Origin of the sequence: Geobacter sp. (assembly GCA_009684525.1) — a bacterium.
GTDB lineage: Bacteria > Desulfobacterota > Desulfuromonadia > Geobacterales > DSM-12255 > Geoanaerobacter.
In genome coordinates this window covers 644,700-664,002 of the sequence record WKKR01000002.1, presented here as the reverse complement: position 1 = coordinate 664,002, position 19,303 = coordinate 644,700, and the positions used below count along the sequence as shown (strand labels likewise).

Below are 19,303 nucleotides of genomic sequence, written 5' to 3'. Positions count from 1 at the left end.
CACCTCCTCTGCATTCGATTGAAATATTTGTGGAAGTCAGTATATCGGCAAATAGAGGCGAGTCAATGCCCCCCGATGATTTTCAATCAAGGGTTTTCAGTAGGTCGTTTATGGCAACGCCTGCCATGGTGAGGCCAAAGATACCCGGGATAAAGGAGATACTGCCGAGAATCAGCCGACGATGTTCACAGGTAAACGCCTGGTCATCGCGATTGGGGCAGATACAGTTGCCACGGCAACTGCCATCCTGGGTGAGAGGGGCGCGGTACTCCTCTGTGGAAAAGACCACCTTGAAACCGCGAGTTATGCCTTGTTTTTTCAGCAGTTTCCTCATAGTCCGCGCCATGCGGCAACCATGGGTAGCAGAGATGTCAGCAACCTGCACCAGGGTCGGATCGAGACGGTTTGCTGCACCCATGCTCGAAATGAGGGGAATGGAACGCTCCAGACTGCTTTTGATCAAATGGAGCTTGCTGGTAATATGATCGATGGCGTCTACGACATAATCGAGTCGCTGGGAAAAGAGAAGATCGCTATTCTCGGCTGCATAAAACTCCCTGAACGGGACGACCTCGGCATCCGGATTGATCAAGCGAAGCCGCTCGGCCATTACCTGCACCTTGGGCTTCCCCACCGTACCCACCATGGCATGCAACTGCCGGTTGACGTTGGTGAGACAGATATCATCAAAATCGACGATTACCAGACGTCCGACTCCAGCCCTGCAGAGCGCCTCGGCTGCGTAACTCCCGACGCCACCCAGGCCAATGACCCCAACGGTCGCCTCACGCAGCCGGCCCTGCCCATTCGGACCAATCAGGAGCTCGTTTCGTGAAAAACGGTGTAACATTGCCACCTATCCCTTTCTCCAGGAGCCAACGTGCCGCATGTATGCCGAGAAAATCCGCTTCATATCCCGAATAATCGGCGGGCATTTGCCGTTGTTGCTTCCGCCACCTCTTCGAAGGATACACCGCGAATACGTGCAACCGCCGCTGCAACCAGAGGGAGGAACGCCGGCTCATTCTTCCCGCCTCTGTGCGGTTCGGGAGTAAGATCAGGGGCATCGGTTTCGATCACCAGACTGTCGAGAGGTACCTGCGCAGCCACCTGCAGCGGACGAACTGCATTGGCATACGTCACCGGACCGGCAACTGAAATGAGCAAACCGAGCCTTACCGCCTCCCGGGCGATCTCCGGACTTCCCGAAAAGGCATGCATGACCCCGCCGACCCGCTGCACCGTCTCTTGGCGCAGGATATCCATGAGATCGCGAAAGGCCTGCCGGCAGTGGATGAGCACCGGCATCCCTGACTGCACCGCCAGCCGGAGTTGCTGGCGGAAGGCCTCAACCTGTATCTCCCGCGGCACATCCGTGCACAGGTAATCAAGGCCAATCTCACCGACGGCAACCGCTTGAGGGAGGTACTCCTTGAGACGGTCAAACATCGCAGGCGTAAAGTGGGCGGCATGCATCGGATGAAGGCCATAGGCAGGAAAAATCCCTCGTCTCGCATCGGCGGTGGAGGCGATGCGAGGCCAATGCTGCCCGTCAACACCAGGGACGATGAACCGCGACACTCCGGCGTCATTGGCAGTGGACAACACCTGCTCCAGCCTGCAGTTCAGGCCCGGTTCATCCAGATGGCAATGGGTGTCTACCAGCATAGGTATACGGGGAAAGATTCAAGCAGGCGCATGTCGATTCCGCCACCAGCAGAGCAGCACGACAGGCAGGAGGTCTGCGGGCAGGAGTTTTTATTCAGAACAACTGGTCCTTCAGCTCCCGGATGATCTCGACCTGCTTCTGGAAAATGAACTGCGATATCGCAGCTTCTATCCGGTTGTCAGTTTCCAATTCGAAGATATATCGCCACTGGGCGTCGAGGGGGATAATTTTTATGAGTCTGCCGGGAATCTCCAACTGAACATTGGGAAGAGAGACACTGAGGATGCCCGCGGTTTCAAGGTCAACGGCATGCTGCTCGGGGCTGACAAGCGAAAGGCCACCGATGGAGATATCCAGAAGCCGTCCGGGCACATTTACTCCCAACCGCCTGAAAGCAATCTCTATCCTCTCACCGATCTCCACACGGATGAATCGCCGTCGTTCTGCCCGTATCTGGGCATAGGAAAAGCGTGAGAGCAAGGCCACACTCTTGTCAACATTGACCTTATAAGTCTTTGCAACCACATCGTGAGGGAAATGGGCACTCTTCAGGAAGGTCATCTTTTCGGCATACATCACCACGGCCTGGTGTTGATGCACCTTGAGCTCTACCAGGTCTTCATCGATAAATGAGACCACCGCATCATAGCTGACCGGCATCTCCCGGTAATAGTTGAGCAGCCTCAGGTCGTTGGGGAGACGTGATTCATGAATCCCCTTCAGCACCTCGACAATAGCAGCCGTGTCTTTCTGAACATCAGCAACCGTCAACAGATGATAGACATCACTCATACAGAACGCCCCATGTCCGAAACAGGCAGATTGCTGTTGCCCTTTTTTTTCTAACGTGCAATTATAGCATTGTTTTTGGCGAAGATATCCTCTTCGCCTTTATTTTGTCCAGATTTTTTTCGGAGTTGCATCGTGCAGCAATACAATGTTCATGAAATCGACAGGCGCCGCACCTTCGCCATAATTAGCCATCCGGACGCTGGAAAGACCACCATCACCGAAAAACTCCTCCTTTTTGGTGGCGCCATTCAACAGGCTGGCGAGGTTCGGGCGCGGAAGGCATCCCGTCATGCCACCTCCGACTGGATGGAGATGGAAAAACAGCGTGGCATTTCCGTTACTTCGTCGGTCATGAAGTTCACCTACCAGGATTTCGAGGTCAATCTTCTCGACACCCCCGGCCACAACGACTTTTCCGAAGATACCTATCGTGTCCTCACTGCCGTTGACTCCGCTCTGATGGTCATCGACTCGGTGAAAGGGGTGGAAAGCCAGACCAAGAAACTCCTTGAGGTCTGCCGGCTTCGGCACACCCCGATCATGACCTTCATCAACAAGCTTGACCGTGAAGGGCGCGAACCTTTGGAACTGATCGACGAAATAGAGAGCGTCCTTAAGATCCAGTGTGCTCCCATGACCTGGCCGATTGGCATGGGCAAACGGTTTCGTGGCACCTATCACCTCTATACCAAGGAGTTGACCTTTTTCGACCCGGAGGCGGAACGAGGAACCGGACAGATCGTAACCGTTCAGGGGCTCGACGACCCTCGACTCGAACAGCTCCTGGGAAGCCAGGTCGATGAACTCAGGCACGATATCGAACTGATCGAGGGAGTTGCACAGCCCTTTGAACAGGAGGCCTACCTGGCCGGGCTGCAGACACCGGTCTTCTTCGGCAGCGCCATCAACACCTTCGGGGTCCAGCAGCTGCTCGACAGCTTCGTCGAGCATGCACCGGCACCACTCCCCCGTGAAGCGGTGACCCGCACCGTATCCCCCTATGAAGAACCATTCAGCGGCTTTGTGTTCAAGATCCAGGCGAACATGGACCCTGCCCACCGCGATCGTATCGCCTTCTTCCGGATCTGCTCGGGAAAGTTCACCCGTGGCATGAAGGTCAAGCACCTGCGACTCGGCCGCGACATGCAGATCGCCAATGCGACGATCTTCATGGCCCAGGACCGGACCAACGTGGACGAGGCATATCCCGGCGACATCATCGGCATCCACAACCACGGCATCATCAAGATCGGGGACACCTTTACCCAAGGAGAAGACCTCAAGTTCACCGGCATCCCCAATTTCGCCCCGGAGCATTTCCGCAAGGTCCGACTCCTCGACCCGATGAAGTCAAAATCGCTGGAAAAAGGGCTGGTACAGCTGGCAGAAGAAGGGACCACCCAGGTTTTCCGTGCCCAGATGGGTGCTGACTGGATCGTCGGCGCTGTCGGCCTGCTCCAGTTCGATGTGGTCATGCACCGGCTTGAACATGAATACAAGGTCAAGGCCACCTATGAACCGGCATCCTATGTCACCGCCAGGTGGGTAACCGGGGAAAAGAAGAAACTGGACGAATTCCAGCGTAAAGAGGCCATGCACTGCTATATCGACGGGGAAGGTAATCTGGCCTATCTGGCAGGAAGCCAGTGGCGCCTGGAAAACACTATGGAAAACTGGAAGGAACTGGTGTTCCTCGAAACCCGCGAACACCGCTAGCTGTCGGACCATCATCACCTTCAAGCCCTCTCACCCGGAGGGCTTTTTTGTTATACCCCCTGCAGAAGCCACCACCAGAGCGGAAGAGAGAGAAACGACAAAGGAATGCCGATCCCGAGCATGAGCGTAACCAATGACGGGTTCAGCCGGTGATCGACGGCTATGATGCCAGCCGTGATCATCGGCGCCATGGCTGCCTCGAAAAGGGTTACCTGCATGACCTTGCCACTGCCGCCAAGCATGACCACATAGACGAGATAGAGGATCACCGGGCCGAGCGCCAGTTTATAGAGCAACCCCAGCGAAAGCCCCTTCAGCTCCTGTCTGATCTGGCCAAACCGGAGCTGGAACCCGACTGAAGCGAGGGCTAGCGGTGTCAGGGTGTCGCCGAGTTTTTGCAGGACACTGGTGAGCCACTCGGGAAACGGCAGCGGTTTGAGCAGAAACGCCAAGAGCAACGCCTGGAAGGGCGGGAAAAGGATGACCTTACGAATGATCTCACGGGGGGAGGTATGGCCACTCGAATAGATGGTGGCAGTCAGAATACCGAGCGTGGAGAGGACAAGGAAAGAGCCGAGCTGATCGGCAATAAGCCCGATCCCCAGGTACTCCTTGCCGTAGTATGCCTCTATCATGGGCAGACCGACAAATGAGGTATTGCCCAGCCCCCCCACCAGCATGAGGGCACCAATACTTTGGGTATCCAGGCCTGCCAGTCGTCCGGTCAACTTGAAGAAGAGATAGCCAGCACCGAACAGGCACCAGGCCATCCCGGCAGTAAAAAGCAGGGAAACGTCGAGAGTAAGCCGGTGGATATGGAGAAGAGCAAGGGCAGGAAGCGATACGTGAATGATGAAGCCGTTGAGCGCTGCAGGAGTGGATTCGGGAAAGCGGCCGGTGCGCCGTAACCCCATTCCGGCAAGGAAACAGACAATGAGCAAGATGATATTGGACATTACCGTGCCGGTATTCTGAAATGCATCACAGTGAAGTATCCCTGTTTTCCCGCTCAATCTTGTCGACGATGCAGTAAATGCCACCTTCTTTCAGCCCCGGTTTAAAACAGCCATTGCACGAGATACAGCGTGCATGGACTTCGTTCCCCTCCTCCCAGCGCCGGGGGAGATTCGGTTCGCGGATCAACGGGCGAGAGAATGCAACAAAGTCAGCTTCTTCCCGCCTGACAATCCCCTCCACGAGCTCAAACGACCTGAGACCGCCAACGACTATCACGGGACAGGTCACCGCATTCTTGATCCGATACGCCAGCGGCAGATTGTACGCCTCTTTTTCCCGCGATTCGATCCCCTGCCGCACCGGTGTCTTGTTACCGGAGGCAGGCGTGCCGCCGCTCACCTCTATGGCATCGATACCTTCGTCATCGAGGATCCGCGCGGCAATCACCGCATCATCCAGTGTCAGTCCGCCGTCAAGGTTGTCCGAACCATTGAGTTTTGCCAGCACGGGGAATTCATGGCCGACCGCTTCTCTCACAGAACGGTAGACTTCCACCATGAAGCGGCAACGGCTTTCCGTATTGCCGCCGTAGCCGTCTTCACGGCAGTTGGTAAGGGGAGAAAGGAACTGATTGATGAGATAGCCATGGGCAGCGTGAATCTGAACGGCGTCGCACCCCGAATCTTTTACCCGCCGCGCAGCTGCGCCGAAACATTCGACAATGGTCCTGATATCTTCAATCGTTAGCGCTGCCGGCATCTCGGGATACTGATCGACCTTGAGAGCAGATGGAGCGACTGGCTGACTTCCCGCGTAGGTGGCTGTGGTCTGCCCGCCGCAGTGAACCAGCTGCATGCAGAGCTTCCCCCCTTCCCGGTGGACCGACTCTGCCAACAATGCAAGATCGGGCACTACCTCGTCCCGATATATTCCCAACTGGCCGGGGAGTTGCTTGCCATCCGGGCGAACATAGGCATAACCACTGATGAGCAGCCCCACCCGCCCGCTGGCCAGGGTACGGTAATATTCCGCCAGCTTTCGCGTTGGGTGACCGTCATCGGCACACATTCCTTCCCACGTTGCAGAGCGCACTAGCCGGTTGGCAAGGTGCATCCCCTTGATCCGCGTCTCGTCAAACAGCTTTCGCATCAGTGCACTCCCCTAGAATATTTCGTAGAATCCTTTTGCACCTAGCTTGTGTACCTTCATGAGATTGGTCGATCCCCTGGCCTCGATCGGTACACCCATGGTGATTATGGCGACATCACCTTTCCTGTAGCCGAGAGAAAGCATAGTTTCCTCAACGGCAAATATCTGCTCATCGGTGCCGGAGACCTTACCTACCCTGCAGGTCCTCACCCCCCAATAGAGAGAGAGGCGACGCTCAATCTCAGGAACCGAAGTAAAGGCTATTATCGGCAGCTGCGGACGGAATTTCGAGATGAGTGCTGCCGTGCTTCCTGATTCAGTAAAGACCGCAATGGTCTTTGCCTTGAGCGAAGCTGCCGCCTGGCAAGCAGCTTCAGCCACAGCCTGGGCGACATTGTTGCTGTGGGTGTGTTTACGGGGTGTGAGACGCCACAACTCGGAACGTTCCACATCGACTGCAACCTTGGCCATGGTTCGTACCGCTGCCACCGGATGCGCGCCGGACGCCGTCTCACCGGAAAGCATCACTGCATCGGTGCCGTCCAGGATGGCATTGGCCACATCAGAGGTCTCCGCACGTGTCGGTCGAGGATGGATAATCATCGACTCCAGCATCTGCGTAGCGGTAATAACCGGTTTGCCAGCCTCGTTGCAGGCGCGGATGATCTTTTTCTGGAGAAGCGGGACCTTTTCCGGGTTGATTTCCACTCCCAAATCACCGCGGGCCACCATAATGGCATCCGCAGCCCGAAGAATCGATTTGAAATTTCGCAGTGCCTCGGGCTTTTCAATCTTTGCTATAACCGGCACGTTCATGTCATGCTCGAAGATGATCCGTTTCAGCCCTTCGACGTCATTTGCAGTACGCACAAAGGAAAGCGCAATGTAATCAACCCTGGCCTGAAGGCAGAACTCCAAGTCATTCAGGTCTTTTTCCGTCAGTGAAGGGCTTGAGACATTGACCCCTGGAAGATTGATCCCCTTAAGGTCCTTGAGGATTCCTCCTTCCACAACCAGACAGTGAACCGTATCCCCCTTGACATCGATGACCCTCAGCTCAATGAGTCCATCATCCATCAGTATTCGTGAGCCCTGCTGCACATCCTTTGGCAATGCTTGATACACGGTGGATATCAATCCGGGGCGACCGAGCAGATCACGGGTGGTTATGGACAGCTGCTCGCCTTTATTGAGAAGCAGGGCACCGTTTTCCATTCTTCCCGTTCTGATTTTCGGCCCCTGCAAATCAGCCAATATACCAACCGGACGATTTTTTTGTCCCGATATCTCACGAATCATGGCGATGGTCGACAATTTTTCCTGATTGCTGCCATGGGAAAAATTGAGTCGAAACAGATCAACCCCCGCATCCATGAGCTGGCCAACCATCGCCGGGGATGAACTCACCGGCCCAAGTGTTGCGACAATTTTCGTTCTGCGGAGTGCTTTTGGCATCTGGGCGACCTTAATGGTGGAAACGCCCGACACGTCCACGGTGTGCGGCATTGGGAGTACGGTGGCATTCAAAGCATTTCAGGTCCTGAACCTTACGCACCTCAAGGGATGATGCAGGTTGCCCGGCAGCTTGCGGCATGGTGAACGTGGCAGTCTGGAACGCATCCCGGTTCCGTTCGTCAGTCAGTATCGGGGCCTGGTAGGCCACTTTCCAGTCATTGCTGATGGCAGCGGTATGGCACTGGTCACACCCACCGGGAGGAGGTATGCTTTTCCACGCTGAGATCATGACGCATCCGTTCATGACCGCGACCGACATAATGCCGAACAACACTCCAAAGATAAATCTCATATCGCACCTCAACCCAGTTTCATTCAGATTTCAATAGCATAACACACTGTCGTGCTATCTCAACTCTCCTTTACACCTACAATGCTCCTGACATTTGTTCCACGCGCTGACTTACAATTTTATACACTGTTTTCTCCACAAAGAAATGCCAAGATATCATCTACTTAGCCTGCAGACTCCGCAATCATTCTATTGCATAGCATTGTCATGTCTGTATATATACCCGATACAGTAGACACCCAGTCGTCATCTGAAAGCCTACTGCTCAGTGGTCGCTGACACCTTTACAATCAGCATGTTACAATGTTTTTATTAACACCAACTAACTTATGGCACGACAGATGCTAGTGATAAGGCATAATCCGTTATAGATGCAGTCAAAGGAGGCTCCCATGAAATCCGCTCTTAAAATCACAACTGCTCTGGCCCTTATCACATCTTCAGCATTTGCCGCCAGTGGGGCATCTTCAGACGAAAATGGTCTGCTTGTCACGCTTTTTCTCGCATTCGGCGCCATAATCATCATCTTTCAGCTGGTTCCAGGCATGCTGCTCTTCGGTTCCATGCTCAAAGGCATATTTGGCAAGGAAGAAAAAGCACAGCAGGCTAGCGAGTGACCGGCAGGACAACCCCAATACCAGCGAGGCTGACCACCATGATAACCCTTTTGGTTGCCGATAGTGATAACGACAGCAGAGAAAAGATTGCCGCCCTTCTCGGTCAGGCAGGATACTCTGTAACCGTAACTGATTCCCTCGCAAGCGTCCTGAACGATACTCTGAAGAAAAAGGCAGAGGTCATCATACTCGGGCAGAAATGTGACGATGTCAGCGCCGTGGAACTGGTACCGATTCTGAAGCGTTGCAATAAAAAGGTTCCCATCATCCTCGTTTCCGGGGACCAGCCACTACCTGTCATGCGTAGAGTGCGAAGCGAAGGCATTTTTTATCACGCACGTAAATCCTTCGATCCAGAAGCCAGGCAGGAACTTCTGGAGGCTGTAAGGTGTGCCATAAAGAACATGTTGCGTGGACAGGCTACCTGCGGAAGCTATTGACGACTTCTGAGCACCAGTGGAGGTATTACCATGAGATCTGTTGTGAATACTATCATTCAGGCAATGAGCATTATCGTTGTCCCGGCAGCCTTCGCAGCTTCTGGTGCGCGAGAAGATAGTAGCAACCTTTTTGTTTGGATATTCCTTGGCATGTGTGCACTCATCGTTGTGGTACAACTGTTTCCAGCCATAATGATGATTGTCGGTTTTGCGTCAGGTGTTAAAAAGAGCCCGTCCGCCGATTTGGCCAAGGAATCTGCCGAACAGTAACGCGTATGGGGCAAAAGGAGGGGGACCATGCATAGAGGTTACTCTGTCGCAACCGTACTGACCGCCTTGATCTGCACTGTAACAAATTCCTGGGCAGCAGCTTCTGCAGATGAAGGTACCTTTACAAGCGTCTTTGCGTATGTATTCATCGGCTACTGTTCCCTCGTGGCCCTTACGCACATCATAGAATTCATTCGTCTGCGCAACGGCAATTCAGGAAAACACGAAGAACTCGCAACAAGCTCAACAGAAAGCGGAAGCTAGGATTCTAAATTTCGGCAATGAACCTTCTGATGATGCTCTGCGCATCCTCGGGGATCACGGTAAACTCAACCCCGAACCCCTCAGGGAGATCTTCTCTAGCTCCTTGAGGGGTTTTATTTATCCAAACCACACGGCCACACACTTCCACGACTGACGGATAGATATCCGAAACGACAAAACCCATCTCGACCATATCTCCGACTGAAACTGGGCCGTCGTAGGCAATGTACATTCCGTGCACCCCAAGATTCCAGCATGTACCGTATTGATGCAGATGATTCAGGCGGAATTCTACGGTTATTCGGCAATGTATTCTCACCTCGCGACGGTCACCCCCGGTGAGAAGCGTCTGTCCGATCCCGAGCAGTTGAGCGTAGTTGAGTGGTCTTGTCAGTACTGCATCACTCCCAGTGCTTTTGCAATGATTCAGATTATCCTGGTGCGCACTTGCGGCAATGAGTATTACGGGTATTCCCTCTAGCGACTCGTTTCTTTTGAGCATCTCACAGCATGTCACCCCATCCAAGCCGGCAAGATCCTGATCCAGGCAAATGAGCCTTGGTTTGCATTCCAATGCCTCCTGGACAACCTGACTGCCATCAGCGACGAGAATAACCTCGCACACGCAATTTCCCCTGATTTCATCAGCAATTCTTCCGAATTCCTCAAAGGAACCAGCCAAGAGAAGTACCATGTTCTCCATAATCATCTCCCATCAAACAGAAGCATCACTCACTGATTATCAATGCATCGCGCTCCAGACAAGCCTTGCAGCCATGACCAGAAGAAAACAGGCAAAGGCTTTCTTGAGATTCTGCACGGGAAGTCTATGGGCAAGCCGCGCCCCCATCGGGGCTGTCAACATGCTGGCAAATGCAATACCCAAAAGGGCTGGCAGATAGACAAATCCAATGCACAGTGCCGGCAACCCGGCGATGCCGTAACCACTAATCATATAGCCTGTTGAGCCGGCAAGCGCGATCGGTAACCCGATGGCAGCAGACGTCGCAATGGCACGTTGCACAGTCACATTGCACCAGACAAGAAAGGGTACCGTCATACTACCCCCTCCAATGCCCACTAAACTCGAAAATCCGCCGATTAACGCTCCTGCAGTGAACAGGCCTGCCCAGCCGGGTAAGTTGCGCACAGCATTCGGTTTGATATCGAAAATCATCTGCAATGCGACAAAGATTACAAAACAGGCAAACAACCACTTGAGAAAACCGGTTGACAGATGAAGCACCAGCAGTGTCGCGCCACCTGTCCCAATAAGAATCCCTGGCACCATGCGAAAAACCACACCCCATTCAACCGCTCCATGGGTATGATGCGCGCGGACACTGGCCAATGCAGTGAAAATGATGGTCGCCAGTGAAGTACCAACCGCAAGATGCACATGATGGGGTGCAGGCAACTTCTCCGCAGCAAAGAGAACCATGAGTGCTGGAACAACGATCAAGCCTCCGCCGATACCCAATAAACCGGCAAGAGTTCCGACAACACCTCCAACGAGAGCATACGCAGCAAAAAACAACAGGCTCACCTCTGAGACTATCACGTCTCTGGCCCACCATGCACTGACGGGGAAATTGGAGGTATATCTATCAAATAACTCTCCAGGACAGGAAACCCGACGCCTTCAGAATCCAGTCGTTCGTAATAGAGCGATACCATAAGTTGTCCTGCAGGATTGTCATCTGTCAATGCTATCCGCATACCAAAGGGAAGCAGGGCATCCGCTGATACAGCGCGCGGCAGAAAGATAAAACGTGCAACACCCTGTTTCGCTTCCAAGGCAGGATAAAGGCGTGTAGAGATTTCCATGTTCAGGAGCAAACCTCCTGAACAATTGAGTACTCTGCCAGTAAACTCGAGATATTCTTTATATCTAAGTACCTTCCAATGAACACGTACGTTAGGGTGCACATAGGTACCTTCACTCGTAGGAACCTCAGCGGAAACCGCTATAGGCATCTGAATGAACAGGATACAGAATAGCAGAAGACTACATTTGATATATCGGATCACGGTGTGATTCACTATAGCACCTCGTTTTCCGGCACATCCAAAAAATAAAGCCCCTCTGCAAGCAGAGGGGCTTTGAATGTGAACATCGTGAAGACTCTATTACATCAACACTGCTTGCTGAGCAAGTGAAAGGAGCGTCCCCGGAACGATGCCAGGGATAAGCACGCCGGCAACTGCGAGAATAACACAGAGAGCGATTGCCGGGGAGACCTTAAGCCAGTCGAACTCTTCCGTCGGATCTTTCATATACATGTAGACCATCACGCGCAGGTAATAATAAACAGATGCTGCGCTGTTCAGTACGCCGATAATTGCCAGCCAGACATACCCAGCTTGAATGGCTCCGGAGAAGAGATAGAACTTACCAATGAAACCAGCTGCCGGCGGAATGCCTGCAAGGGAGAACAAGAAGATCGACATGCACATGCCGAGTACTGGGTGCTTGAAACCAAATCCAGCGTAATCAGAGACGTTATTGTTATCTTCGCCTTTCTTCCCAACCATGACAATGATAGCAAATGCCCCAATGTTCATGAATGCATAGGAGAGCATGTAGAACATAACCCCCGCAGTCCCAACGGCGTTACCTGCAGTAAAACCGACCAGGACATACCCTGCATGGGCAATGGAGGAATAGGCAAGCATTCTCTTGATATTGTTCTGATAGAGAGCAGTGATGTTACCAACTGTCATGGTGAGAACGGCGAGAACCCAGAGGAGCATGGACCAGTCAGCCCTCAGTGCCGGGAGCGCAACCAGAAGGACTCGCATGAATGCTGCAAAACCCGCTGCTTTCGGACCAACCGACATGAACGCTGTCATGGGTGTCGGCGCGCCTTCGTAAACATCCGGAGTCCACATATGGAAAGGTGCAGCCGCTACTTTGAACGAGAAACCAACTGCCATCATCAACATGCCAACAAGCAACATGGGGTTGGCTAGGACAGAGCCGTTCTGCATGACCTGTTCCGCGATACCTGCAATCCTCGTAGTACCGGTTGAACCATAGGTAAGGGCCATCCCGTAGAGCAGAAAGCCAGTGGAAAATGCACCAAGGAGGAAATATTTGAGGCCCGCCTCGTTTGATTTGACATTGTTCCTGTTGAAGCCTGCAAGGATGTACAAAGTAACCGAAAGAACTTCAAGACCGAGGAAGATAGTCATGAGATCGGTTCCGGATGCCATCAGCATCATCCCGACCGTTGCAAACAGGATCAGCGGGTACATTTCACCCCAGTTGCACTCCTCACGCTGCAGATACTGGTCGGTAATCAGTATCGTCAGAAATGCGGAGATCAGAAATATTCCCTTGAAGAAGAGTGCAAAGTTATCCTGAAGTACTGCCCCGTTAAAACCTGCCTGAGGGCTGTTCCATCCGCTTACCACCGAAACAAAGGTGACGATGATACCAATAAGGCTCATGTAGCCCAGGTAGGCCTTCTGCTCGCTCGGAACGAACACGTTGATGAGCAGGAGCACCATGGCTACCACCGAAAGGATCATTTCCGGCATGATAGCGGCAAAGTTGATTGCAGGCATAGCGATCGTTTCCATCTATAAACTCCTCCGGTGGCTTGTCTACTTTTCTTCCGCTGCGGGGGTCACGGTCATCGGCTCTGCATGAGGCATTGCCGGCATCGCAGGCATTGCAGGAACCGAGGCTACCTGCTGCTTCGTTTTGCTGATCAGGATCATTTTATCAATTGCCGGCACCATACGATCAATGAACGGCTTCGGATACAGACCCATGACAAAGATCATTACTATGAGCGGGACCATGATCACGATCTCACGTGCATTGAGGTCTTTCAGCACTTGATTCTTGGGATTGCTTAACTCCCCGAACATGACGCGCTGGAACATCCAGAGCATGTAAACGGCTGAAAGGATGACACCACTTGTGGCAATGACAGTGTACCAGCGAAGGTTGCTCTCATAGGCGCCAACCAGGACGAGGAACTCGCCGACGAACCCGTTCGTACCGGGAAGACCTATCGAGGAAAGGGTGACGATCATGAATACTGTGGCAAAGATCGGCATCTGCTTGGAGAGGCCGCCGAAATCGGTGATGAGCCGTGTGTGTCGGCGTTCATAAATGAAGCCGACGATGAGGAAGAGTGCGCCAGTGGAAACACCATGGTTGAGCATCTGCAGCATACCGCCGGCAACACCCTGCTGATTCAGGGCAAACACACCGAGCATGACGAAACCGAGGTGGGCTACGGATGAGTAGGCAACAAGTTTCTTGACATCCTCCTGGACCATGGCCACCAAAGCGGCGTAGATGATGCCGATAACCGAAAGTGTTGCAATAAGTGGCGTGAACTGCTCAGTTGCCTGCGGGAAGAGCGGCATTGCGAAGCGAACATAACCGTACGTACCCATTTTCAGGAGGATGGCTGCCAGGATAACAGAACCTGCTGTCGGTGCTTCGGTATGTGCATCCGGCAACCAGGTGTGGAACGGAAACATCGGAACCTTGATGGCAAAGGCAAGGGCAAACGCCAAGAACATCCAGGTCTGGGTCGCTGCAGGGAGATTCAACCCGTAGAAGCGGAGAATGTTGAAATCACCACCACCAGCCTTGAAGTAGAGGACTATCAGAGCGATCAGCATCAACAGAGAGCCAACCATGGTATAGATGAAGAACTTCAGTGTAGCGTAGATACGGTTCTTGCCGCCCCAGATACCGATAATAAAGTACATCGGGATCAGCATCAGTTCCCAGAAGATATAGAAGAGGAACATGTCAAGGGATACAAATGCCCCGAGCATACCGACTTCCAGCAAGAGGAGGAAGATCATGTACTCCTTCACTCTCTCCTCGACCGCAGTCCATGTTGAAAGGATTGCAATCGGCATGATGAAGGTAGTCAGGATGACCAGCCACAGGCTGATACCGTCAATCCCCACATGATAACTCATCTCAAAGGGGCCAGCAGCGATCCAGGGTACTTTTTGGACGAACTGGAATTCAGCATTCGTCACAAAGCCGGTCATTATTGGCAGGGAGATAACGAAGGTGACCAGTGATGTGGCGAGGGCGACCCCCCGCAGCAGACCATGACTGTTTTTCGGTATGAAAAACAACAACAACAGGCCAGCTAGCGGAGAAAAGGTCATCAGACTGAGGATCATGTCGTTCATTGAATCTGCTCCTTTTGCTCTATCTCTAAAAAGAAGTCTCTATTCGTCCTAACGGAAAATGTAGACAACTACGATCACGACGGCACCCAAGGCCATACCGAGTGCATAATTGTGAGTGTAGCCACTCTGCAGGCCCTTCAGACCTGCACTGAAACCCATTACTGCTTTGCCTACGCCATTCACAATCCCGTCCACTATCAGCACATCAAAGCCCTTCCAGAGAAGGTTGCCTAGCGATTTGCACGGATTGACGATCAGGCAGTCGTACAGCTCATCAATGTACCACTTGTTGTAAACCGCACGGTGGAGAGCCGGGAAAGTCGAGGTGAATTTCGCGGGCAGTTTGTCATTGGCCATGTACATGGCGAATGCGATCGAGATACCAACAAGAGCGATTACCACGGAGAGTCCCATAAGCCCCCACTCAAGGGCGTGCGAATGATGTGCCCCGGCGTGCGCGTACTGGGTTCCGTAATGCTGTGCCTGTTCAAAGACCGGCTCAAGCCAATGCTCGAAATAGTTGGGAACGCCACCCAGCAGATCGCCGATCAGCTTCGGCAGGCCGATGTAACCGCCAACCACTGCCAAGAAGCCGAGCACCATGAGCGGAATGGTAATAACCAGCGGTGACTCGTGGAGATGATCCTTCACCTTGGGGTTGATGCGGCATTTGCCGAAGAAGGTCATAAAGACGAGGCGGAACATGTAGAATGCGGTGAAACATGCGGCAACCGCACCAATTCCCCAGAGAACGATGTTGAGCGTCCCATGATACGGGTTGGCAAATGCCTGCCAGAGGATCTCGTCCTTGGAGAAGAAGCCGGAGAAACCAGGGATACCGGCAATAGCGATGGTCGATACAAAGAAGGTCAGGAAGGTGATCGGCATGACCGATTTCAGACCACCCATGTTACGCATGTCCTGAGCATCGTCATGCAGATGCCCATGATGCAAGGCATGATGCATTGAGTGAATAACCGAGCCTGACCCGAGGAAGAGGCAGGCCTTGAAGAATGCGTGTGTCATCAGATGGAAAATACCGGCTGCGAATGCGCCTGCACCCATGGCAAGAAACATGAACCCGAGCTGGGAAACCGTTGAATAGGCCAGAACCCTCTTGATGTCATTCTGCGCCGTACCGATAGTAGCGGCAAAGATTGCAGTTGCGGCACCGACACAGGCAATTACCATCATGGTATCGGGAGACTTGATGAAGACAAAGCTCATCCTGCCGATCATGTAGACACCGGCGGTAACCATGGTAGCAGCGTGGATGAGAGCAGATACTGGAGTCGGACCTTCCATGGCGTCTGGCAACCAGGTATAGAGTGGAATCTGTGCAGATTTACCTGTTGCACCGAGGAAGAAGCAGAGTGTTGCGATCGTCACTACACCACCATAAGGAAGCAGGTGAGAAGCAGCCTTGATCTCAGTGAAATTGATCGTCCAGATGTTATGGTTCGCACCGAACCACCAGTAGAGAGTGAAGAGGCCGAGCAGGAAACCGAAGTCGCCGACCCTGTTCATGACAAATGCCTTCTTGCCTGCATCACCAGCGGACTTCTTGTGGAAATAATAGCCAATCAAGAGATAGGAGCAGAGACCAACACCCTCCCAGCCAATGAACATGACCAGCATGTTGTTTCCGAGGACAAGCAGCAGCATGGACATACAGAACAGGTTAAGATACGCAAAGAACCTGTAGAATCCTTCCTCGCCGTGCATATAACCAATGGAGTAGAGGTGGATGAGCGTACCAACCCCTGTTACTACCATGATCATCACTGTAGAAAGGGGATCGACGAGAAACGCCATGTCCGCTTTAAAATTGCCACAGTGAATCCAGGGGAACATTACCTTCTCGAACACTCTCTGCTCGGCGGGAAGGCCGATCATCTGCATCAGGATCCCGCACGACACGAGGAAGGAGAGGAAGATCATCAGCGTACCTATACCTCCGATGACTGCCTCGTTCTTGATCCTTTTGCCCAGAAGGCCGTTGATCAGGAAGCCGATCAGGGGGAACAGTGGTATGAGCCATACGTTATCAAGCATTCCAGACTCCTTGCGTGAAATGATTCGTGAGCGTTCTCGTCCTTACCACTTCATCAGTCGCAGATCTTCAACGTCGATGGATTCGCGATTCTTGTAGAATGCGATCATCAGCGCGAGACCTACCGCTGCCTCGGCAGCGGCAACCGTCATGACGAAGAAGACAAAGACCTGTCCGTCGATGTTGCCGAGGTACTTGGAAAAGGCGATGAAGGTCAGGTTCACGGAGTTGAGCATGAGCTCCACGCACATGAATATGACGATCGCATTGCGGCGGACCAGCACCCCGACTGTGCCTATAGAGAAGAGTATTGCGCTCAATATCAGATAGCTGTGCAGTGAAAGCATCTCGTCACCCCTGTAACGTTATATTTTCTTCTTGGTAAGGATCACTGCGCCAATAATGGCAACCAGCAACAGGATCGATGTAATCTCGAACGGCAGCAGGAAGTCCGTAAAGAGAGCCTTGCCTATCAGTTCCGTATGCCCGACCTGGTTGATAACTGCCGTGTCCAGGCTTCCACGCACACCGGTGAGGCTGCTGTGATTCAGGAAGTACAGGGAAACGAACAGCAGCAGACAGCCAACGACAGAACTTATGAAGCCTGCGTGGGTATACCGTTTCGCCGTCTCGGATCGCACATTCAGGAGCATGATGACGAAGACGATCAAGACCATGATGGCGCCCGCGTAAACGAGCACTTGGATAGCAGCCATGAATGGCGCATCAAGCATCACGTAGAGCGTAGCGAGACAGAAGAAGGTCATCACCAGAGACAATGCACTGTTGATCGGGTTGCGGCACGTGACAACCAGAAGACCAGTGAGGACAGCAGCCGCTGCCACAAGAGTAAAGAAGATGGTTTCCATTGCTGCTCCTTTATTTCTTTTCTAGCAGGGCTTGCTTGGTATAGATGAAGTCTTCCCGCTTGTAATTGGCAAGCTCAAAGGTATCAGTCATCTTCAGGGCATCGACAGGACAGGCCTCCACACAGTACCCGCAGAATATGCAGCGGAGAATGTCAATCTCGTACCGTGCAGCAAACTTGTCGTGATTCTCGTCTTCCCCAGCCTCAACAGTGATGCACTTGGCCGGACAAACCGTCGGGCAGAGATAACATGCAACGCACTTCGCATTGTTGTGTGATACCTTGAGTGCGTGCAGCCCGCGATAGTTCGGCGAAGGGGTCGGCCGCTCTTCCGGATACAGCAGGGTGACCGGCTTCATGAACAGGTGCTTCAGGGTGATCTTAAGACCATTAATCAACGGCATTATCATGGTGTGTAACCTCTTCGTGAAGTTGAGACTAGAAGAACGATGCGACGATCCCCGTAATAACGATGTTCAGAAGTGTCAGGGGGAGGAATACCTTCCACCCGAGACGCATCAACTGGTCATAGCGGTAGCGAGGGTAGGTAGCACGCACCCACATGCAGAGGAAGATCAAGAAGTACACCTTGGCGACAAACCAGACCCAACCGGGAAGGATTGCAGGTCCATGCCAGCCACCGAGGAACAGGGTGGTCGTTACCGCGCAAACCGTGATCATGTTGGCATATTCTGCCATGAAGAACATAGCGTACTTCATGCTCGAATATTCAGTACAGAAACCGGATACCAGTTCTGTTTCAGCTTCCGGCAAGTCGAACGGCGTCCTGTTGATTTCCGCCAGTGAACAGATGGAGAAGAGAACGAACGCCAGCGGCTGCTTGAATGCATACCAGTTCCAGAACATTCCGGACTGATCGGCGACGATCTTCTGCAGCGACAGGGACTCGGACAGCATGAAGACCGAAACAATGGCAAGACCGGCAGCCAGTTCGTACGAAATCATCTGGGCCGAGGAACGGAGGCCACCGAGCAGCGAATACTTGCTGTTTGAAGCCCAACCTGCCAGCACGATACCGTACACGCCCAGCGATGCGAGACCCAGGATGTAGAGGACGCCAACATTCAGGTCAACTACCTTTCCGGCTGAAGTATCGTAAAATGCGGCGATCTGCAGCGGAATCTTGTAGCCCATCACCTCGATGGTATCCCCGAACGGGATGACGGCAAACCCTATGAAGGCCGGCACCAGGGCGATGATCGGGGCAAGGAGGAAGGCGAACTTGTCAGCCTGTGCCGGGATTATCTCTTCCTTGAAGAAGAGCTTCAAGCCGTCGGCTATCGGTTGCAATAAGCCGTGCCAGCCTGTCCGCATTGGTCCGAAACGGACCTGCATGTGGCCGATGAGCTTCCGCTCGGCATACGTTGCATATGCCACGGTTAGCAGGACGAACACGAAGACCACGAGGACCTTCAAAACCATGGATATGTAGTAGATCATTGGTAGTCCAAACAGTTCGTATCCCATGTGCTCCTCTTCCCCTTCTCTATAGTATGTATAGA

At 52.9% G+C, this 19,303-nt stretch carries 22 protein-coding genes; 5 read left to right on the top strand and 17 right to left on the bottom strand.

Going from position 1 to position 19,303, the window contains the following annotated elements:
- Positions 1-82: 82 nt before the first annotated feature.
- The 3 genes from GJT30_09175 to GJT30_09165 all read right to left on the bottom strand — a co-directional run bounded on the left by GJT30_09175 (position 83) and on the right by GJT30_09165 (position 2,461).
- Positions 83-856 (bottom strand): tRNA threonylcarbamoyladenosine dehydratase, encoded by a 774-nt coding sequence (locus GJT30_09175; GenBank protein MSM39773.1) that lies wholly within the window; start codon positions 854-856, stop codon positions 83-85.
- 53 nt (positions 857-909) lie between these two features.
- Entirely contained in the window at positions 910-1,668 is a 759-nt protein-coding gene (locus GJT30_09170) for a YchF/TatD family DNA exonuclease (GenBank protein ID MSM39772.1), read from the bottom strand.
- 94 nt (positions 1,669-1,762) lie between these two features.
- The gene (locus tag GJT30_09165; protein MSM39771.1) at positions 1,763-2,461 is read right to left on the bottom strand and encodes a PilZ domain-containing protein; all 699 of its coding nucleotides are present in this window, start codon (positions 2,459-2,461) and stop codon (positions 1,763-1,765) included.
- 132 nt (positions 2,462-2,593) lie between these two features.
- Between GJT30_09165 and GJT30_09160 the strand changes: the two genes are divergently transcribed.
- The gene (locus GJT30_09160) at positions 2,594-4,177 is read left to right on the top strand and encodes a peptide chain release factor 3 (protein MSM39770.1); all 1,584 of its coding nucleotides are present in this window, start codon (positions 2,594-2,596) and stop codon (positions 4,175-4,177) included.
- 50 nt (positions 4,178-4,227) lie between these two features.
- Here the strand turns inward: GJT30_09160 and GJT30_09155 are convergent, their stop codons facing one another.
- The 4 genes from GJT30_09155 to GJT30_09140 are packed head-to-tail and all read right to left on the bottom strand — an operon-like array spanning position 4,228 to position 8,090.
- The gene (locus GJT30_09155) at positions 4,228-5,133 is read right to left on the bottom strand and encodes an AEC family transporter (protein MSM39769.1); all 906 of its coding nucleotides are present in this window, start codon (positions 5,131-5,133) and stop codon (positions 4,228-4,230) included.
- Between the two features lie 25 nt (positions 5,134-5,158).
- Positions 5,159-6,283, bottom strand: a complete 1,125-nt coding sequence (locus tag GJT30_09150; GenBank protein ID MSM39768.1) for an NADH:flavin oxidoreductase — start codon at positions 6,281-6,283, stop codon at positions 5,159-5,161.
- Between the two features lie 12 nt (positions 6,284-6,295).
- The gene (pyk, locus tag GJT30_09145) at positions 6,296-7,738 is read right to left on the bottom strand and encodes a pyruvate kinase (protein ID MSM39767.1); all 1,443 of its coding nucleotides are present in this window, start codon (positions 7,736-7,738) and stop codon (positions 6,296-6,298) included.
- A gap of 10 nt (positions 7,739-7,748) precedes the next feature.
- Positions 7,749-8,090 (bottom strand): cytochrome C, encoded by a 342-nt coding sequence (locus GJT30_09140; GenBank protein ID MSM39766.1) that lies wholly within the window; start codon positions 8,088-8,090, stop codon positions 7,749-7,751.
- A gap of 392 nt (positions 8,091-8,482) precedes the next feature.
- Between GJT30_09140 and GJT30_09135 the strand changes: the two genes are divergently transcribed.
- The 4 genes from GJT30_09135 to GJT30_09120 are packed head-to-tail and all read left to right on the top strand — an operon-like array spanning position 8,483 to position 9,681.
- Positions 8,483-8,707: a hypothetical protein gene (locus tag GJT30_09135; GenBank protein ID MSM39765.1), complete on the top strand. Its 225-nt coding sequence runs from the start codon at positions 8,483-8,485 to the stop codon at positions 8,705-8,707.
- Positions 8,708-8,745: 38 nt separating this feature from the next.
- On the top strand, positions 8,746-9,147 hold the full coding sequence (locus GJT30_09130; protein MSM39764.1) for a response regulator: 402 nt from the start codon (positions 8,746-8,748) through the stop codon (positions 9,145-9,147).
- Between the two features lie 30 nt (positions 9,148-9,177).
- On the top strand, positions 9,178-9,417 hold the full coding sequence (locus GJT30_09125; GenBank protein ID MSM39763.1) for a hypothetical protein: 240 nt from the start codon (positions 9,178-9,180) through the stop codon (positions 9,415-9,417).
- 27 nt (positions 9,418-9,444) lie between these two features.
- On the top strand, positions 9,445-9,681 hold the full coding sequence (locus tag GJT30_09120) for a hypothetical protein (GenBank protein MSM39762.1): 237 nt from the start codon (positions 9,445-9,447) through the stop codon (positions 9,679-9,681).
- 4 nt (positions 9,682-9,685) lie between these two features.
- Here the strand turns inward: GJT30_09120 and GJT30_09115 are convergent, their stop codons facing one another.
- The 10 genes from GJT30_09115 to nuoH form a co-directional block, all read right to left on the bottom strand.
- A complete protein-coding gene (locus tag GJT30_09115; GenBank protein ID MSM39761.1) occupies positions 9,686-10,390 on the bottom strand; it encodes a response regulator in 705 nt (234 codons plus the stop codon).
- Between the two features lie 33 nt (positions 10,391-10,423).
- The gene (locus tag GJT30_09110; protein ID MSM39760.1) at positions 10,424-11,221 is read right to left on the bottom strand and encodes a TSUP family transporter; all 798 of its coding nucleotides are present in this window, start codon (positions 11,219-11,221) and stop codon (positions 10,424-10,426) included.
- A gap of 17 nt (positions 11,222-11,238) precedes the next feature.
- Positions 11,239-11,508 carry a hypothetical protein gene (locus GJT30_09105; GenBank protein ID MSM39759.1) on the bottom strand — a complete coding sequence of 90 codons (270 nt, stop codon included), beginning with the start codon at positions 11,506-11,508 and terminating at the stop codon, positions 11,239-11,241.
- Positions 11,509-11,811: 303 nt separating this feature from the next.
- Positions 11,812-13,266, bottom strand: a complete 1,455-nt coding sequence (gene nuoN / locus GJT30_09100) for an NADH-quinone oxidoreductase subunit NuoN (protein MSM39758.1) — start codon at positions 13,264-13,266, stop codon at positions 11,812-11,814.
- Between the two features lie 24 nt (positions 13,267-13,290).
- Positions 13,291-14,859: an NADH-quinone oxidoreductase subunit M gene (locus tag GJT30_09095; protein ID MSM39757.1), complete on the bottom strand. Its 1,569-nt coding sequence runs from the start codon at positions 14,857-14,859 to the stop codon at positions 13,291-13,293.
- Positions 14,860-14,907: 48 nt separating this feature from the next.
- Positions 14,908-16,914 carry an NADH-quinone oxidoreductase subunit L gene (nuoL, locus tag GJT30_09090; protein MSM39756.1) on the bottom strand — a complete coding sequence of 669 codons (2,007 nt, stop codon included), beginning with the start codon at positions 16,912-16,914 and terminating at the stop codon, positions 14,908-14,910.
- Between the two features lie 42 nt (positions 16,915-16,956).
- On the bottom strand, positions 16,957-17,259 hold the full coding sequence (nuoK, locus tag GJT30_09085; protein MSM39755.1) for an NADH-quinone oxidoreductase subunit NuoK: 303 nt from the start codon (positions 17,257-17,259) through the stop codon (positions 16,957-16,959).
- Positions 17,260-17,277: 18 nt separating this feature from the next.
- A complete protein-coding gene (locus tag GJT30_09080; protein MSM39754.1) occupies positions 17,278-17,781 on the bottom strand; it encodes an NADH-quinone oxidoreductase subunit J in 504 nt (167 codons plus the stop codon).
- 10 nt (positions 17,782-17,791) lie between these two features.
- Positions 17,792-18,190 carry an NADH-quinone oxidoreductase subunit NuoI gene (gene nuoI / locus GJT30_09075; protein ID MSM39753.1) on the bottom strand — a complete coding sequence of 133 codons (399 nt, stop codon included), beginning with the start codon at positions 18,188-18,190 and terminating at the stop codon, positions 17,792-17,794.
- 28 nt (positions 18,191-18,218) lie between these two features.
- Complete coding sequence (gene nuoH / locus GJT30_09070) at positions 18,219-19,268, bottom strand: NADH-quinone oxidoreductase subunit NuoH (protein MSM39752.1); 1,050 nt, start codon at positions 19,266-19,268, stop codon at positions 18,219-18,221.
- Positions 19,269-19,303 lie beyond the last annotated feature (35 nt).

What these genes read in the sequence shown, in the direction of transcription:
- GJT30_09150 (MSM39768.1), bottom strand. Translation starts at nt 6,283, where the DNA reads ATGCGAAAGCTGTTTGACGAGACGCGGATCAAGGGGATGCACCTTGCC.
- nuoN (MSM39758.1), bottom strand. Translation starts at nt 13,266, where the DNA reads ATGGAAACGATCGCTATGCCTGCAATCAACTTTGCCGCTATCATGCCG.
- nuoK (MSM39755.1), bottom strand. Translation starts at nt 17,259, where the DNA reads ATGCTTTCACTGCACAGCTATCTGATATTGAGCGCAATACTCTTCTCT.
- GJT30_09135 (MSM39765.1), top strand. Translation starts at nt 8,483, where the DNA reads ATGAAATCCGCTCTTAAAATCACAACTGCTCTGGCCCTTATCACATCT.
- GJT30_09130 (MSM39764.1), top strand. Translation starts at nt 8,746, where the DNA reads ATGATAACCCTTTTGGTTGCCGATAGTGATAACGACAGCAGAGAAAAG.
- GJT30_09080 (MSM39754.1), bottom strand. Translation starts at nt 17,781, where the DNA reads ATGGAAACCATCTTCTTTACTCTTGTGGCAGCGGCTGCTGTCCTCACT.
- nuoL (MSM39756.1), bottom strand. Translation starts at nt 16,914, where the DNA reads ATGCTTGATAACGTATGGCTCATACCACTGTTCCCCCTGATCGGCTTC.
- GJT30_09155 (MSM39769.1), bottom strand. Translation starts at nt 5,133, where the DNA reads ATGTCCAATATCATCTTGCTCATTGTCTGTTTCCTTGCCGGAATGGGG.
- nuoH (MSM39752.1), bottom strand. Translation starts at nt 19,268, where the DNA reads ATGGGATACGAACTGTTTGGACTACCAATGATCTACTACATATCCATG.
- pyk (MSM39767.1), bottom strand. Translation starts at nt 7,738, where the DNA reads ATGCCAAAAGCACTCCGCAGAACGAAAATTGTCGCAACACTTGGGCCG.
- nuoI (MSM39753.1), bottom strand. Translation starts at nt 18,190, where the DNA reads ATGATAATGCCGTTGATTAATGGTCTTAAGATCACCCTGAAGCACCTG.
- GJT30_09115 (MSM39761.1), bottom strand. Translation starts at nt 10,390, where the DNA reads ATGATTATGGAGAACATGGTACTTCTCTTGGCTGGTTCCTTTGAGGAA.
- GJT30_09125 (MSM39763.1), top strand. Translation starts at nt 9,178, where the DNA reads ATGAGATCTGTTGTGAATACTATCATTCAGGCAATGAGCATTATCGTT.
- GJT30_09140 (MSM39766.1), bottom strand. Translation starts at nt 8,090, where the DNA reads ATGAGATTTATCTTTGGAGTGTTGTTCGGCATTATGTCGGTCGCGGTC.
- GJT30_09165 (MSM39771.1), bottom strand. Translation starts at nt 2,461, where the DNA reads ATGAGTGATGTCTATCATCTGTTGACGGTTGCTGATGTTCAGAAAGAC.
- GJT30_09105 (MSM39759.1), bottom strand. Translation starts at nt 11,508, where the DNA reads ATGGAAATCTCTACACGCCTTTATCCTGCCTTGGAAGCGAAACAGGGT.
- GJT30_09120 (MSM39762.1), top strand. Translation starts at nt 9,445, where the DNA reads ATGCATAGAGGTTACTCTGTCGCAACCGTACTGACCGCCTTGATCTGC.
- GJT30_09170 (MSM39772.1), bottom strand. Translation starts at nt 1,668, where the DNA reads ATGCTGGTAGACACCCATTGCCATCTGGATGAACCGGGCCTGAACTGC.
- GJT30_09095 (MSM39757.1), bottom strand. Translation starts at nt 14,859, where the DNA reads ATGAACGACATGATCCTCAGTCTGATGACCTTTTCTCCGCTAGCTGGC.